This is a genomic window from Streptomyces sp. NBC_00271 (assembly GCF_036178845.1).
GTDB lineage: Bacteria > Actinomycetota > Actinomycetes > Streptomycetales > Streptomycetaceae > Streptomyces.
Window position 1 is genome coordinate 5,203,110 of record NZ_CP108070.1, and the last position, 15,457, is coordinate 5,218,566.

Below are 15,457 nucleotides of genomic sequence, written 5' to 3' on the forward strand. Positions count from 1 at the left end.
GCATCGCACGGAGCCGAGGCGTATTCACCCGGGGGACTGAACCGACCCCATTCTCATACCGGAGGCGACGGCGCTCGCCACCATCGGAGGCGAGACCGCGCAGGACTGGGCGGAATACACCGAGGTCGGCCTGGGCGACACCCAGAGCCGCGCATTCTGGAGGCACCTGAAGGCCGTACAGAAGGCCGAGCCGAGGACATCCTCCGCATCCTCGACCTCCGCGCCATCGACATCCCCGAGGCCGCCCGCGAGCGCATCACCGGCTGCACCGACCTGGAACTGCTGGGCACCTGGTTCGACCGGGCCCTCACGGCCACCACCGCGGAAGAACTGTTCGCCGCAGAGGCGTAACGAACCCGGAGGTCACAGACGCCGGCGCATGCAGACCCGCGGCCAGCGCTCCAGACCGTGGGCGGCCTCGCGTCGGCGGATGTCCTGGAGCCCGGGACCGAGCGCACTGTCATCCAGGAACGTGAAACCGCAGCGCACGTAGTAGGGCGCGTTCCAGGGGACGTCGGCGAAGGTGGTGAGGGTCAGAGCAGGTATCCCGTCCGCCCCGGCCCGGTGACCGACATGGTCCAGCAGCGACCGTCCGATGCCGCGCCGCGCACTGTCCGGGTGCACCGACACCTGCTCGATGTGCAGGTTGTCGTCGACGTGTTCCGCGATGAGGTACGCCACTGGCCTGTCGACCTCGTCAACCGCGACCCAGGCCAGGCCGACCTGCTGATAGTGGGCGAGGTCGGTGAGCGGGAGGGGCTCGTCGTCGGCGATCTCCGGCATGCCGATGTCGGCGAAACACCGCCCGGCGGCGCGCTCGATGTCCTGGAGTAGGGGCAGTTCGTCGATGTGGACTGCTCGGATGCGGCGCATTGACGCATTGTCGCGGAGGGAACCGGTCGAGACCCTTTCCCCGCGGCCCCTCACCCTCCCCCATGGACGCACTCAGCCATGTCAGTACCCGCCGCCAGCGTCACAGCCCATGAGTGATGAACGGCATGAGGTGATCGTCCGCAGGGCCGAACAAGCCGACATCAAGGGGCTTGTCGCCTGCAGCAGCGCGCTGTTCGCGGAGGACGCTGGTACCCGTGACCCGGGCGTCGACATCAACTGGCCTCGCGAGCACGGACCGCAGCGTTTCGCGTCCGGTCTGGCGGACCCGAACCGACTGCGTCGTCGATCGCGACGGCGGCGAAGTGGTCGGCCATCTCACGGGCACGCTGGTGAAGCCCTCCGCGATGAGACCGATGAAGGTCGCGACGTTGGTGAGCATGTATGTGCGCCCCGCATACCGGCGCGACCGGATCGGCAGACGCATGGTGGACGAATTCCGGTCCTGGGCAAAGGAATCGGGCGCCGGATCGGCACAGGTGACGGCCTATGCGAGCAACGCCGAGGCGATTCGTTTCTACGAGCGCAACGGCTTCGCGTCCCAGTCGGTGACCCTGGAAGCGGCTCTGTAGCCGTCCGCGTCGGATGCCTGCCGGGCGGGGACGGTGGTTCGGCGCGGCCGCCCATCACTGGCACCATCCGCCGAGCCCGCCTCACCTCGGGACCTTGGGCAGCGACACAGATTCGCTGAGGCGGGGTGACGAATGGGTCAGATATGGGCGGCCGCCGCCCGTTCGGGCTGCCAGTACGGGTTGGTCGGAATGACCGAGAGGACGTCGTCGCTCATGGAATCACTCGACTCTCGGACAGCGGGCGTCCGGGCATCCGGGCATCCGGGCATCCGGGCATCCGGGCATCCGGGCATCCGGGCAACACGAGCCTACTGAACGTGCGTTCGACTCCTCCGGACTGCCCTGCACTGGCTGCTCCAGACGTGCTCCGCACAGCCGAACCCGGTGTCAGTCCCCGTCGATACTCCTCCATCGACCTGTGGCTCCAGTGACTTCACCATTACGGCCGGCACCTGAGTCAATCCGAGGTTCTCAACGACGCCGACGAACGGGAAGAAAGGCATACCCGCGCCCACTCCCACGACCATCCCCCGTCATCCGTCTACTGCCGCAATCAGTCCGGCCACCGGACGGACGCCGACGGACACGGCGATGCTCACTGTTCGACCCACGTGTACCGATCCCACACCGCTTCCTCGGTGATCGTCCGGTGGCGTTTGGTCGGTCAGGCGCGGTCGTGGAGAGTGACCTGGTAGCCGTCGGGGTCGGCGAAGGTGAATGTCCGACCGAAGGGGCCGTCGATCGGTGCGGAGACGATGGTGTGACCGTCGGCGACGAGAGCATCGTGAATGGCCTGGACGTCGGTGGCGTGGAGCCAGATCGCGGCACCGATGCCGGGCTGAGCAACGGATGCGAGATCGGTGCCGGGAACGACGTCGCGGAGTGCGAACGCGATCGGCTTCGTCTCGAAGACGACGGCGTGCGGAGGTCCGGCCTGCGAGCGGACGAGGCCGAGGTACTGCTCGTAGAACGCCTGCGAAGCGTCGAGGTCGCGCGCCTGGAGCGAGATGAAGTCGGGGCCGGTGGCGGGCATGATGATGCTCCTCTTTTCGTGTCAGCTTTCTGACACAGCTCAACCTATGTCAGAATCCTGACATGAATCAAGACGGTGTGGACCTGGAGACGTCACTGGGCTACCTGCTGAAAGAGGCGTCGAGCGCCCTCCGCGCAGCCATGGAGGAGGTGCTGCGGCCGCTCGGGATGAGCGTGACGCACTACTCCTGTCTCGAGCTGCTGGCTCAACGACCGGGCTTGTCGAACTCCGAGCTCGCGCGGGGCGCGTTCGTGACACGACAGACCATGAACGTGCTGCTCCAGGCCCTGGAACGAGAGGGCTACGTGACCAGGCCCGCAGAGGCACCCGTCGGGAAGGTTCTTCCCGCGCGGCTCACGCCTCGCGGCCGACGGAGCCTCGAGAAGGCGACCGTAGCGGTCCGGTCCGTCGAGGTCAGAATGCTGGCCGGCATGACCGAGACCGAGCAGTCAGGCGCGTTCCGGATCCTGCAGAGCATGATCCATTCCCTGCGCGATGGCAACGACGGTGCATAGCTCGTTCCCCGGCGCACGTCTCGTCGTGCCCGGACAGGAGTGCAGCCGAGCGTGAAAATCCGTACCGGCGACCTCGAAAACCGACAGACCCCGACTACACCCTCTTCTGCGATGAGCCAGATAACGGGTGCGGGCTACGGCATGGGAGGCTGCCGTCTCGACCTGGAGATCGGGGCCGGCCTGGCCCCCGGCCCGGCGGCGAAACGACTTCGGGCCGTGTTGACCGATCTCGGTATCGAGGAGTGCGCGACCGTCAACATCAGCGACTGATCACGCGGCCTCCGCTCGGGACCCTGAGAATTGCTCGACCGGCAAGTATCCGGCAGGTCCGCTTCCACGACCCACGCCAGATCCGCGCGGCCAGGGAACAAGGTGCATCATGTCGCCCTTGCGCCGGGCGGTATGAAATGGCGTCAGTTGGCGGTGAACCGCTTCGGCGCCTGGGTCGGATTGCCGCCCGCGGGAAGCTTCTGGCCGGGGCACTCGGAGAGCACCTTCTTCATCGCGGCCTTCTCCCCGCCGGTGACCCACAACCCGTACTTCTTCTTCACGGCCACCTGCGCGGCCACATACGTACAGCGGTACCCCTTGTTGGGCGGGAGCCAGGTCGCAGTGTCGCCGTCGCCCTTGCTGCGGTTGGTGCTCGCGTCGACGGACAGCAGGTTGAGCGGGTCGTTGGCCAGCGCTATCCGCTTGCTCGCGTCCCAGTACTTGGCGCCCTTCTGCCAGGCGTCCGAGAGTGCGACGAGGTGGTCTATGTCCACCAGGCTGCGACCGCGCTTGTACGTCACTTCCTTGCCGGAGTACGGGTCCGGGTCGAGCGCCCCGGAGACGACCTTGCAGGTGCCGCCGGTGAACTTCACGTGCTTCAGGTCCCGCTTGAGGATGTCGTCGCGGGTGTCGCACTTGTTGGAGTCCGTGTCGGCCCAGGCCGTGCCGAACCTCTCCCTGCTGTAGCCCGTCTTGGGCGCGCGCCCCTTGACGGTCAGCGAGTCCACAGCGGTGAGCGCGGCGCCGCCGGCCGCCGTGCCCTGCGGGCCGGCGGAGCCCGTGGTCTCCTTCTTGCAGCCGCTGACCCCCGCGCCGACGACGCACAGCACCAGTGCGGCAGCCGCCGCCCCACCCCTCAGACGCACCACGACGCCCCTCCCCTTTGTTCCCCGGGTCCGCCCCGCACAGGGCGCGATTCCCTGGTGCCCACGGTAGCGGCGAGCATGCCCACCCCATACCCTCCCCCAACGGGCAATAGGTGCACACCGGGCGTATCGTCGGTGGTGACATACCTCCGGAAGGAGTTCCCGCATGGGCATCTTCGACAGATTCAAGGATCAGGCGAAGTCCAAGCGCAAGGACATGTCCGACGCCGGGGAACGGGAGATCAACGAGAAGACGGGCAACAAGTACACGGACCAAGTCGACGACGCCCAGCAGAGGATCGAGGGCGCGATGGGCATGGACCGCGAACCGACCGACCGGCCCGATCGGCCGTAGACCCCGATCAGCCGTAGCCGCGCAGACGCCCGAGGCACGACGCGCCCACCGATCGACCGTGACACCGAGGCCGTCCGCGAAGCCCCACTCCCGCGGGCGGCTTCACGCGCGTCGCCCGGCGACGCACATCCTCACGCCCTCCCCTCACACCTTCCCGATCCCCAACGTGGACTCCGAAGGCAGCAGCCCCGAGCCCAGCACCGCGACCCAGAACTCGCCGAGCAGCTCGGTCAGTCGGCTCCGCTCGGCCGGGGTGAGGGCGAGCCAGGGGGCGGCGGCCAGTTCGTCCGTGTGGCGTTCGACCTCGGCGCGGAGCTCGCGGCCCGCGGGTGTGGCGGTGCCGGATTCGGTCACGAGGCCGCGCGCGACGAGGCGTTCACGGGCGGCGCTCCACTCCTGCGGGCTCCAGCCGCGGCTCTCGAAGCGCTCGACGGAGGCCGCACCGATCGCCGCGAAGGACACGAGCGCTTCGACGGGGTCCAGCCCGGCGACGAGCAGCGCCGCGAGGTGTCCGTCGCCGCGGTGTTCGCGCAGGATCGTCGCCGCATGCCACAGCTGGAGGTGCGGGGCGGCCGGCCACGCCGGCTCCGCGTTGGCCGCGGCCATGGGCCGGCCCGCGGTGTTCGCGGCCTCGGCGGCACGGCGCAACAGCCCTGCGCCCTCGACGAGTTCGGGGCTCGCCGCGCGGTCGCCGAATATCGCGCGGTACGCCCGGTCCATGCCCCGCTCCCTCGCCTTCAGCACGTCCGCGGGGCTCGCGGTGTCCCACGCGGAGTCCATGTGCGCGGCGACCATGCGCGGGCTGAAGCTGTAGAAGGCGGACGACACGCGCTCGCTCCCGACCGCCCCCAACGGCGCGGCGCGGAAGGGGAAGTAGGTCGGCCAGCGGTCCTCCGCCGACCCGGCGTACCCGAGCGCGGCCGACTCCTCGAAGACCTCCGGCGCGTAGTAGAGCACCGCGTGCAGGGGCTCCAGCAGGTGCCACAGCCGACGCACCTCGCCGAGCTCGATCCCGACCTCGCCCCCTACCGCCGCCCCGATCCCGGTCTCCATACCGACAGCCCCGTCCCCCTGAACCATCCCGGCCACCTCACTACCGTGCTCCGACATGACGAACCCCCTCGTCCCGTTCCCACCCCTGCGACAACTTGACACTGACAAGATTGCCCGAACCCGTCAAACTTGTCAATGCCTAGATTCCGCGTACGCTGACGACCATGGAGACCGCGAAGACCACTCCCGAACGCCCCTACCACCACGGCGATCTGCGTCGCGCGATCCTGAGCGCCGCGCTCGACGTCATCGCCGCCGAAGGCCCGTCCGCGCTGAGTCTGCGCGACCTGGCCCGCCGGGCAGGCGTCTCGCACGCGGCTCCGGCCCACCACTTCAAGGACCGCACCGGCCTGCTCACGGCGATCGCGGCCGAGGGCCACGCGCTGCTGTCGGCCGGGCTCGCCGAGGCCACGGACCTACGGGACGCGGGCGTCCACTACGTACGCTTCGCGCGTGAGCACCCCGCGCACTTCCAGGTGATGTTCACGCCGGAGCTGCTGCGCGAGAACGACCTGGAGCTGACCACGGCCCGCGCCCTGACCGCGGACCGCCTGCGCCAGGCCGTCTCCGGCCGGGCGCCGGAACCCGGCACCGACCCCCGCCTCGCCGGAGTCGCCGCCTGGTCCCTGGCCCACGGCTTCGCCACGCTGCTCCTCGGCCACAACCTGGACGCCGTGGTCGGCGACCAGGACCCCGAGGAGGTCTTCCGCACCCTGACGGGAATGCTGTTCCAGCCACCGGCGACGTGAGACACCGTCGGCGTGAGCCTGGCGTTCGCTCCCTAGGACCCGAGAATCGTCGCCAGGAACTCCCCGGTCCACCCCAGCAACTCCCGCCCGACCAACGGCTTCCCGCCCACCTTCGCCGTCTTCGGGCGGGGCACCAGGAGCTGGTGGGCGGCCGGCTTGATGACCGTGCCCGGGTAGAGCCGCTTGAGGCGGAGTTCCTGGGACTCGCGCAACTCCGCCGGTGCGAAGCGGATGTTGTTGCCCTGAAGCACGACCTCGCCGACGCCGCACGCCCGCGCGAGCATCCGCAGGCCCGCGACCAGCAGCAGGTTCTCCACCGGCTCGGGCAGCTTGCCGTAGCGGTCGGTGAGCTCCTCGCGTACGGCCCTGACGTCCTCCTCCGTGTTGGCGGAGGCGATGGCGCGGTAGGCCTGCAGGCGCAGCCGCTCACCCGGCGCGTAGTCGTGCGGGACGTGCGCGTCGACCGGAAGCTCGATCTTGACCTCCAGGGGCGGCTCCTCCTCGACTCCGCCTTCCAGGGAGGCCCGGTAGTCCGCGACCGCCTCGCCGACCATACGGACGTACAGGTCGAAGCCGACGCCCGCGATGTGACCCGACTGCTCGCCGCCGAGCAGATTGCCCGCGCCGCGGATCTCCAGGTCCTTCATCGCCACGTACATGCCCGCGCCCATCTCCGTGTGCTGGGCGATGGTCGCGAGCCGCTCGTGCGCGGTCTCCGTCAGAGGCTTCTCCGGCGGGTACAGGAAGTAGGCGTAGCCGCGCTCACGGCCTCGGCCCACCCGGCCGCGCAGCTGGTGCAGCTGCGAGAGGCCGAAGTTGTCGCCGCGCTCCACGATCAGCGTGTTGGCGTTGGAGATGTCGATGCCGGATTCGACGATCGTGGTCGACACGAGCACGTCGAACCGCTTCTCCCAGAAGTCGACGACCACCTGCTCCAGAGCCTGCTCGCCCATCTGGCCGTGCGCCGTCGCGATACGCGCCTCGGGGATGATCTCACGCAGCCGCGCCGCCGCCCGGTCGATCGACTCGACCCGGTTGTGGATGTAGAAGACCTGGCCCTCGCGCAGCAGTTCGCGGCGGACGGCCGCGCCGATCTGCTTCTCCTCGTAGGGGCCGACGAAGGTCAGCACCGGGTGCCGTTCCTCCGGCGGGGTGGTGATCGTGGACATCTCCCGGATGCCCGTCACCGCCATTTCGAGCGTACGGGGAATGGGGGTGGCGGACATCGTCAGGACGTCCACGTTGGCGCGCAGCTTCTTCAGCTGCTCCTTGTGCTCGACGCCGAAGCGCTGCTCCTCGTCGACGATGACCAGGCCCAGGTCCTTGAACTTGGTCTCGGCGGAGAACAGCCGGTGGGTGCCGATGACGACGTCCACCGCGCCGTCCCGCAAGCCCTCCAGGACGGCCTTCGCCTCCGTGTCGGTCTGGAAGCGGGACAGGGCGCGGACGTTCACCGGGAACTGCGAGTAGCGCTCGGAGAAGGTCCCGAAGTGCTGCTGCACCAGCAGCGTCGTCGGCACCAGGACCGCGACCTGCTTGCCGTCCTGCACCGCCTTGAAGGCCGCGCGGACCGCGATCTCCGTCTTGCCGTAGCCGACGTCGCCGCAGACCAGGCGGTCCATCGGGACCGTCTTCTCCATGTCCTCCTTGACCTCGGCGATGGTCGTGAGCTGGTCGGGGGTCTCCGCGTACGGGAAGGCGTCCTCGAGTTCGCGCTGCCAAGGGGTGTCGGAACCGAAGGCATGGCCGGGGGCCGCCATGCGCGCGCTGTACAGCTTGATCAGGTCCGCCGCGATCTCCTTGACCGCCTTCTTGGCGCGCGCCTTGGTCTTCGTCCAGTCGGCGCCGCCCAGGCGGTGCAGGGTGGGGGCCTCGCCGCCGACGTACTTGGTGATCTGTTCCAGCTGGTCGGTGGGGATGTAGAGGCGGTCGCCGGGCTGGCCGCGCTTGGCCGGGGCGTACTCCACCACCAGGTATTCGCGCGTCGCGCCCTGGACGGTCCGCTGCACCATCTCGATGTAGCGGCCGACACCGTGCTGCTCGTGCACGATGTAGTCGCCCGCTTCGAGCGTGAGGGGGTCGATGGTCTTGCGGCGGCGGGCCGGCATGCGCGCGCCGTCCTTGCCGGCCGCCTTCTGGCCGGAGAGGTCGGTCTCCGTGAGGACGGCGAGCTTGAGCGCCGGGTCCACGAAGCCGTAGTCGATCGAACCGCAGGCGACCTGCACCACGGCGGGCGTCAGCTCGGTCAGCTCCGCGTCGAGGCGGGCCGCGATGCCCTCGCCGCCGAGGACCTCGACGGTACGGGCGGCGGGGCCGTGCGCCTCGGTGACGTACACCGTGCGCCAGCCGTCCGCGAGCCAGCCCTTGGTGTCGGCGAGCGCCCTGGCCGTGTCGCCTCGGTAGGTCTCGGGCGCGTGCATGCCGAGCTTGAGGGTGTCCGCGTCCAGCTCCTCGTCGGCCGCGAACGGCGACACCGACCACCACATCATGTCCAGCTCGCGGGCCCGGTCGCGGACGTCCGCGATGGCCCACAGGGAGGCCGCGCCGACGTCGATGGGGGCCTCGCCGCCCCCGGCCGTCGCCGCCCAGGACGCCTGCAGGAACTCCTGCGAGGTCGCCACCAGGTCCGCGGCCCGCGTCCGCACCCGCTCCGGGTCGCAGACGACGGCCATCGAGCCCTTGGGCAGGACGTCGATCAGCAGTTCCATGTCGTCGACGAGGACCGGAGCCAGTGACTCCATTCCCTCCACGGCGATGCCCTCGGCGATCTTGCCGAGCAGTTCGCCCAGCTCGGGGTGTTCCTCGGCGAGCCGGGCCGCCCGCTCCCGCACCTCGTCCGTCAGGAGCAGCTCGCGGCAGGGCGGCGCCCACAGTCCGTGCTCGGCGACCTCGAGGGAGCGCTGGTCGGCGACCTTGAAGTAACGGATCTCCTCGACGTCGTCGCCCCAGAACTCCACCCTCAGGGGGTGCTCCTCGGTGGGCGGGAAGACGTCCAGGATGCCGCCGCGTACGGCGAACTCGCCGCGCTTCTCGACGAGCTCGACCCGGGAGTACGCGGCTGCCGCGAGCGCCTCGACGATCCCGCCCAGGTCTGCGCTCTGGCCCGTCCGCAGCGCGACAGGCTCCAGATCTCCCAGGCCCTTGACCTGCGGTTGCAGCACCGAGCGCACGGGGGCGACGACGACCGACACCGGGCCGGTCTCGGGGTCGTCGGGGTGCGGGTGCGCGAGGCGGCGCAGCACGGCGAGACGGCGGCCGACGGTGTCGGAGCGGGGGGAGAGCCGCTCGTGCGGGAGCGTCTCCCACGACGGGTACTCCGCGACCGTGTCGGCCGGGAGGAGGGACCTGAGCGCCGCGGCCAGGTCCTCGGCCTCGCGTCCCGTCGCCGTCACGGCCAGTACGGGGCGGCCGGCGTCGCGGGCCAGGGCCGCCACCGCGAAGGGGCGGGCGGCGGGCGGGCCGACCAGGTCGATGTGCATCCGGTTGCCGTCGGTGGCGGCCTTCACCGCTTCCGCGAGGGCGGCGTCCTTGACGACGGCGTCGAGCAGACCGTGCAGGCTCATGAAGGGCTTCCATCCCGGAGAGAGGGCAACGCGAACCGCCCGACACGTCTCGACGGGCCGGGGTTGTCCAGCCTACGACGGCGCCGCGCTCCCTGTGAGACGCAAGAGGTGGACGGGCCCCGGCCCCGGTCCCGGTTCGACGGCCCGTCGGGGGAATCGGGGCGCAGCCCCGCCCTCAGGGGCGCGAGGAACTGCGCGACCAGCCCCCACCGCCCCGCAGCCAAACAACCCAGCCCCCGCCCACCCCACGGGGAGTGACCCGCACCACACCCCACCCCCAACCGTCAACCACATCCCACGTCCCCGGCGTATACCCCGTGACACGTGATCACGTACCGGGAGCCGCATGAGCTCGAACCCGACCCCCGCCGACACCGACACCGCCACCGCCGCCGCCGACACCGCCCCAGGAACCGACAGCGCCCCCATACCCGCGCCGGTCACGGCAGTCCCCGCCCGTGACCGACGCCCCCGCGACCCCCAGCTCCTGGCGGTCCTGCTCTTCACCGCGTACGCGACCCTGTCGGTCTGCCGCTGGCGGCATCTGGCGACCCGTTCCTGGGACCTCGGCATCTTCGAGCAGGCCGTCCGCGCCTACGCCCACCTGCGCGCCCCCGTCGCCGATCTCAGGGGCCCGGGCAGCAACCTCCTCGGCGACCACTTCAGCCCGGTCATGGCCCTCCTCGCGCCCGCGTACCGTCTCTTCCCCACCCCGGTCACCCTCCTCGTCGCCCAGGCCGCGCTGCTGGCCCTGTCCGCGGTCCCGGTCACCCGTGGCGCCGCCCGGCTCCTCGGCCGCTCCCGGGGACTCGCGCTGGGTCTCGCGTACGGGCTGTCGTGGGGGATCCAGCGCGCCGTCGACTTCGACTTCCACGAGATCTGCTTCGCCGTCCCGCTGATCGCCTTCGCCCTGGAAGCGGTCCTGGAGCGACGGTGGCGCGCGGCCCTGCTGTGGGCGTTCCCGTTGGTCCTCGTCAAGGAGGACCTCGGGCTCACCCTGGCCGCGATCGCCCTGGTCGTGGCCGTGCGGGCCCGGAAGCCCGCCCCGCGTACGGCCCTGTGCGCGCTCGGGGTCGCCGTCCTCGGAGTGCTGGCCGCGCTGCTCACCTTCACGGTGGTGATCCCTGCCTTCAACACCGCGGACACCTACTCCTACTGGAACAAGGCCGGCGGTGATCCCCTCGACGGCGTGGGCACCAAACTCCGCACCCTCGCCTGGCTGCTGATCCCCACCACCGGTCTGCTGGCCCTGCGCTCCCCGCTCCTCCTGGTCGCCCTGCCGACCCTGGGCTGGCGTTTCCTCTCCTCGGACCCGCACTACTGGGGCACGGACTGGCACTACAGCGCCGTCCTGATGCCGGTCCTGTCCCTCGCCCTCGCCGACGCGCTCTCCCGGGCCCGCTGGAGCCCGCGCCCGTGGCTGCGCTCGTACGCGCTGCACCTGCCCACGGCCGTGGTCGCGGCCGCGCTCGCGCTGACGACCTCGCTCCCGCTGTCGGTGCTGGGCGAGTCCGCCGCGTATCGCAAGCCCGCGCGCGTGGGTGCCGTGGAACGGCTGCTGGCGCGTGTCCCGGACGGGGCGAGTGTCGAGGCGAACGTCGGCCCGAGCAGTCGGCTCGTCGCGCGCTGCCGGGTCTTCTGGACGGGCGACACCGGTGGCGTCACCCCGGACTTCATCGCCCTCGACGACTCCGACCACGCGATCCGGGACGTCCAGGCGTACGCCGCCCGTCTGCACCCCCGCGCCGCGTACGACGTCGTGGGCGCCGCCTACGGCTACGTACTCCTGGAGCGGCGGACCTGAGGCGCCGCGTACGACCGCGGGCCCGGCCCAGGAGGTGATGTCCTCCTGGGCCGGGCCCGTCCCCCGTAACCCCCGTATACGGTGGCTTCGCGGCGGCTGCTGCCGCCGGCTAGTCGGTGGCGATGGCGTTCAGTACGTTCATCCGGCCCGCCCGGAACGCCGGGATCAGGGCGGCGAACAGGCCCACGAACGCCGAGCCGATGAAGACCCCGATGATGGTCGGCCAGGGGATCTCCAGGACCTTCAGGCCCTCCAGGGCGAGGAGCTTCTGGGCGGTGGCACCCCAGCCCATGCCCAGGCCGAGGCCGAGCAGCGCGCCGAAGAGGGCGATGACGACCGACTCCAGGCGGATCATGCGGCGCAGCTGGCGGCGGGACATCCCGATGGCGCGCATCAGGCCGATCTCGCGCGTCCGCTCCACCACCGACAGGGCGAGGGTGTTGATCACGCCGAGGACGGCGACGACGATCGCGAGGGCGAGCAGGCCGTAGACCATGTTCAGGAGCTGGCCGATCTGGTCCTTGAGCTCCTGCTTGTAGTCGGTCTGGTCGCGGACCTGGTACTGCGGGTACTGCTCCATGGACTTCTTCAGGGCCGCGTACGCCTGCTTCTCCTGGCCGTCCTTGGCGCTGGCGAACATGATCTGGTCCGGCGGGATCCGGTTGGCCGGGAGGTATTTCCGCATGGTCTGGGTGCTGAGGTACCGCGCGCCCTGGTCGATGACCACGTCGTCGTCGGTGATCGCGGCGACCTTGAGCTTCGCCGTGCTGCCGCCCTTGAAGGCGACGGTCAGGGTGTCGCCGAGCTTCACGTGGTGCTTGGTGGCGAACTCCGAGCCGACGGACATGGAGTCCTTGCCGTAGGCGGCGGTCAGTTCACCGGCCGTCGTCTTGCGGTGCAGGTCCTGCGCGTAGGTGGGGTCGGCGGCCGTGACGCCGTCGCTGTCCGAGAATCCGTCGGGGGTGGTGAGCTTGGCCTCGATGTCCCGGTAGTGCGTGACGTGGGACAGTCCGGGTGTCGTCTCGATGGCCTTCGCCGCCTGCGGGACGATCCGCTGGTTGCCCTGGATGATGAAGTCGGTGCCGACCGACTTGTCGAGTTCGTCGGTCGCGGAGGCGACCATGGACGAGCCGACGACCGACAGGCAGGCGACGAGGGCGAGGCCGATCATCAGGGCCGCGCCGGTGGCTCCGGTGCGGCGCGGGTTGCGCAGCGCGTTGCGCTCCGCCATCCGTCCGACGGGGCCGAAGAAGCGCAGCAGCACCGCGCTGATGACCCGGACGACACCGCCCGCGAGCAGCGGGCCGATGATGACGAACCCGATCAGGGTCAGGACGACTCCCGCGCCCAGCACCAGCGAGCCGTCGGTCGCCTTGTCGGCGTGGGCCGCCGTGAAGAGCGCGAAGGTTCCGGCGCCGGTGAGGACCAGGCCGATGATGCCGCGGACGAGACCGGCCTTGCCGTCCGCCGGTGTACCGGCGTCGCGCAGTGCGGCCATCGGGGAGACCTTGCCGGCCCGGCGGGCGGGCAGATAGGCGGCGAGGACGGTGACCACGACACCGAGCACGAGTCCGATGACCGGGGTCGTCGCCTTGACGGTCAGGTCGCGGGTGGACAGGTCCATGCCCGCCGCCGACATGAGCTTCATCAGGCCGATCGCGAGGCCGACGCCCGCGCCGACGCCGAGGATCGAGCCGAAGATGCCGAGCAGGGTCGCCTCGACCAGGACGGACCGGTTGACCTGCTTGCGGGACGAGCCGATCGCCCGCATCAGGCCGATCTCGCGGGTGCGCTGGGCGACCAGCATGGAGAAGGTGTTGATGATCAGGAAGATGCCGACCAGGAAGGCGATCCCGGCGAAGCCGAGCATGGCGTACTTGATGACGTTCATGAAGGAGCCGACGCCGGAGCGGTTCTCGTCGGAGTACTCCTTCTGTGTCTGCACCTTGTACGCGCCGGCGCCGATCGAGGAGATGACGTTCTGCTTGAGCGTGTCGTCGGTGACACCGGTGGCGGCGGAGAGGTTGATGTTGGTGAACCGGCCGGTGGTGCCGAGCAGTTCGCGCTGGGCGGTGGCGGTGTCGAAGTAGACGACGGCGGCACCGGGGTTGGTCACCTTGAAGGTGGCGATGCCGACGATCCTGGCCTTGAAGTCACCGGTGACGGCGATGGTGCGCAGTTCGTCGCCGAGCTTCAGGTGGTGCTTGTCGGCGGTGTCGGCGTCGACCATCGTCTCGGTCGGCCCGCGCGGGGCGTGACCGGAGGTGATCTCCATCGAACGCAGGTCGTTGCGCGTCCAGTTGCCGGCGATCGTCGGGGCCCCGGTGCTCGACCCCATGTTCTTGTTGGCGCTGTTGACGACGGTCACGTTCATCGAACTGACGGCGCCCTCGGCGTACTTGACGCCCTCCGCCTTCTTGGCCCGCTCCAGGACCGAGGCGGGCAGCGAGTCGGGCCTGCCGTTCTGCGGGGTGCTGTCGCTCTTGGCCGTCTTCGGCGAGACGGTCACGTCGGAGGAGGTGGCGGCGAACAGCTTGTCGAACGTCGTATTCATGGTGTCGGTGAACACCAGCGTGCCGCAGACGAAGGCCACGGACAGCAGGACCGCGACCGCCGACAGCGCCATCCGCCCCTTGTGCGCGAAGAAGTTGCGCATCGAGGTCTTCAGGACGGTCATGACGTACGCCCCCGCGCGTCGAAGTCCTTCATGCGGTCGAGGACCTGATCGGCCGTCGGCTGGTACATCTCGTCGACGATCCGGCCGTCGGCGAGGTACAGCACGCGGTCCGAGTACGAGGCCGCCACCGGGTCGTGCGTCACGATCACGATGGTCTGGCCGAGCTCGTCCACCGAGCGGCGCAGGAAGCCCAGCACCTCGGCGCCCGCCCGGGAGTCGAGGTTTCCGGTCGGCTCGTCCCCGAAGATGATCTCGGGCCGCGCGGCGAGTGCCCGTGCCACCGCGACGCGCTGCTGCTGGCCGCCGGAGAGCTGGCTGGGCCGGTGCTTGAGCCGGTCGGCGAGTCCGACGGTCTCCACGACCTGGTCGAGCCAGCCCTTGTTCGGCTTGCGGCCCGCGATGTCCATCGGCAGCGTGATGTTCTCTATCGCGTTCAGCGTCGGCAGCAGGTTGAACGCCTGGAAGATGAACCCGATCCGGTCCCGGCGCAGCTGCGTGAGCTTCTTGTCCTTGAGCCCGGTGATCTCGGTCTCGTCGAGGTAGATCTGGCCGGAGGTGACGGTGTCGAGTCCGGCGAGGCAGTGCATCAGCGTGGACTTGCCGGACCCCGAGGGGCCCATGATCGCGGTGAACTGCCCCCGCGCGATGTCCACGTCGACCTGGTCCAGGGCGACGACCCGGGTCTCCCCGGACCCGTACGCCTTGACGACCTGCCGCGCCCGTGCGGCAACGGCCGTACGCCCTCCAGTGCCCCCGTGCCTGGGAATGGTCACAGCCGATGTCACGGTGTATCTCCTATGTCGGTCAGCGGATGAAGTGCTCTTCGCTACGTCGGTAAGTCTGGTGGCGAGGGGTGGTCCGGCGCGCTGGTGCCCAGCGCAGTCTTCTACGGGGGAAAACCCCACCCCCGCGGGTCCGGTCCACCGCCCTCAGCGGCATAAAGCCAGGTTAAGGACGGCCGCGCCCCGTCTCGTCCTCCGCCGGTACGAACGCCCCCCGAGCCCTAGTGGGGAGAGACCCCTAGGGGCAGTCCACCCTTCGGTGGAGTCCCTCTCGGGGTTGCCTCCACCCTCGGTCCCAGTCAGCGTCCACCCTCCCGCTACGTGAAG

Annotated in this window: 13 protein-coding genes; 6 read left to right on the forward strand and 7 right to left on the reverse strand. The window is 70.0% G+C overall.

Annotated features, from left to right (window positions below):
- Positions 1-363: 363 nt before the first annotated feature.
- Positions 364-873 (reverse strand): GNAT family N-acetyltransferase, encoded by a 510-nt coding sequence (locus OG798_RS23865; protein WP_267062041.1) that lies wholly within the window; start codon positions 871-873, stop codon positions 364-366.
- A gap of 215 nt (positions 874-1,088) precedes the next feature.
- Here OG798_RS23865 and OG798_RS23870 point away from each other — a divergent pair, with 215 nt between their 5' ends.
- On the forward strand, positions 1,089-1,463 hold the full coding sequence (locus OG798_RS23870; RefSeq protein ID WP_328757645.1) for a GNAT family N-acetyltransferase: 375 nt from the start codon (positions 1,089-1,091) through the stop codon (positions 1,461-1,463).
- Between the two features lie 664 nt (positions 1,464-2,127).
- On the opposite strand, the gene OG798_RS23875 is transcribed toward OG798_RS23870, so the two are convergent.
- On the reverse strand, positions 2,128-2,496 hold the full coding sequence (locus tag OG798_RS23875; protein ID WP_020549970.1) for a VOC family protein: 369 nt from the start codon (positions 2,494-2,496) through the stop codon (positions 2,128-2,130).
- A 62-nt stretch (positions 2,497-2,558) separates the two neighbouring features.
- Between OG798_RS23875 and OG798_RS23880 the strand changes: the two genes are divergently transcribed.
- Both OG798_RS23880 and OG798_RS23885 read left to right on the forward strand, forming a co-directional pair.
- A complete protein-coding gene (locus tag OG798_RS23880) occupies positions 2,559-3,011 on the forward strand; it encodes a MarR family winged helix-turn-helix transcriptional regulator (protein WP_095854225.1) in 453 nt (150 codons plus the stop codon).
- Positions 3,012-3,122: 111 nt separating this feature from the next.
- Positions 3,123-3,281: a hypothetical protein gene (locus OG798_RS23885; RefSeq protein WP_179436544.1), complete on the forward strand. Its 159-nt coding sequence runs from the start codon at positions 3,123-3,125 to the stop codon at positions 3,279-3,281.
- Positions 3,282-3,424: 143 nt separating this feature from the next.
- On the opposite strand, the gene OG798_RS23890 is transcribed toward OG798_RS23885, so the two are convergent.
- Positions 3,425-4,150, reverse strand: a complete 726-nt coding sequence (locus tag OG798_RS23890) for an HNH endonuclease family protein (RefSeq protein WP_121415923.1) — start codon at positions 4,148-4,150, stop codon at positions 3,425-3,427.
- Positions 4,151-4,313: 163 nt separating this feature from the next.
- Between OG798_RS23890 and OG798_RS23895 the strand changes: the two genes are divergently transcribed.
- Positions 4,314-4,502 carry an Rv0909 family putative TA system antitoxin gene (locus OG798_RS23895; RefSeq protein WP_121415922.1) on the forward strand — a complete coding sequence of 63 codons (189 nt, stop codon included), beginning with the start codon at positions 4,314-4,316 and terminating at the stop codon, positions 4,500-4,502.
- 144 nt (positions 4,503-4,646) lie between these two features.
- Here the strand turns inward: OG798_RS23895 and OG798_RS23900 are convergent, their stop codons facing one another.
- Positions 4,647-5,555, reverse strand: a complete 909-nt coding sequence (locus OG798_RS23900) for an SCO6745 family protein (RefSeq protein ID WP_121415921.1) — start codon at positions 5,553-5,555, stop codon at positions 4,647-4,649.
- A 164-nt stretch (positions 5,556-5,719) separates the two neighbouring features.
- Here OG798_RS23900 and OG798_RS23905 point away from each other — a divergent pair, with 164 nt between their 5' ends.
- Positions 5,720-6,304 (forward strand): TetR/AcrR family transcriptional regulator, encoded by a 585-nt coding sequence (locus OG798_RS23905; protein ID WP_121415920.1) that lies wholly within the window; start codon positions 5,720-5,722, stop codon positions 6,302-6,304.
- Positions 6,305-6,336: 32 nt separating this feature from the next.
- Here the strand turns inward: OG798_RS23905 and mfd are convergent, their stop codons facing one another.
- Positions 6,337-9,867: a transcription-repair coupling factor gene (gene mfd / locus OG798_RS23910; RefSeq protein WP_328757646.1), complete on the reverse strand. Its 3,531-nt coding sequence runs from the start codon at positions 9,865-9,867 to the stop codon at positions 6,337-6,339.
- A gap of 346 nt (positions 9,868-10,213) precedes the next feature.
- On the opposite strand from mfd, the gene OG798_RS23915 reads away from it, so the two are divergent.
- Complete coding sequence (locus tag OG798_RS23915) at positions 10,214-11,671, forward strand: DUF2079 domain-containing protein (RefSeq protein ID WP_328757647.1); 1,458 nt, start codon at positions 10,214-10,216, stop codon at positions 11,669-11,671.
- A 109-nt stretch (positions 11,672-11,780) separates the two neighbouring features.
- Here OG798_RS23915 and OG798_RS23920 read toward each other — a convergent pair whose 3' ends face one another.
- Together OG798_RS23920 and OG798_RS23925 are read right to left on the reverse strand one after the other, a co-directional pair.
- On the reverse strand, positions 11,781-14,348 hold the full coding sequence (locus OG798_RS23920; protein ID WP_095854218.1) for an ABC transporter permease: 2,568 nt from the start codon (positions 14,346-14,348) through the stop codon (positions 11,781-11,783).
- Complete coding sequence (locus OG798_RS23925; protein ID WP_067376193.1) at positions 14,345-15,133, reverse strand: ABC transporter ATP-binding protein; 789 nt, start codon at positions 15,131-15,133, stop codon at positions 14,345-14,347. The genes OG798_RS23920 and OG798_RS23925 overlap by 4 nt, the downstream gene beginning before the upstream one ends.
- Positions 15,134-15,457: the final 324 nt, after the last annotated feature.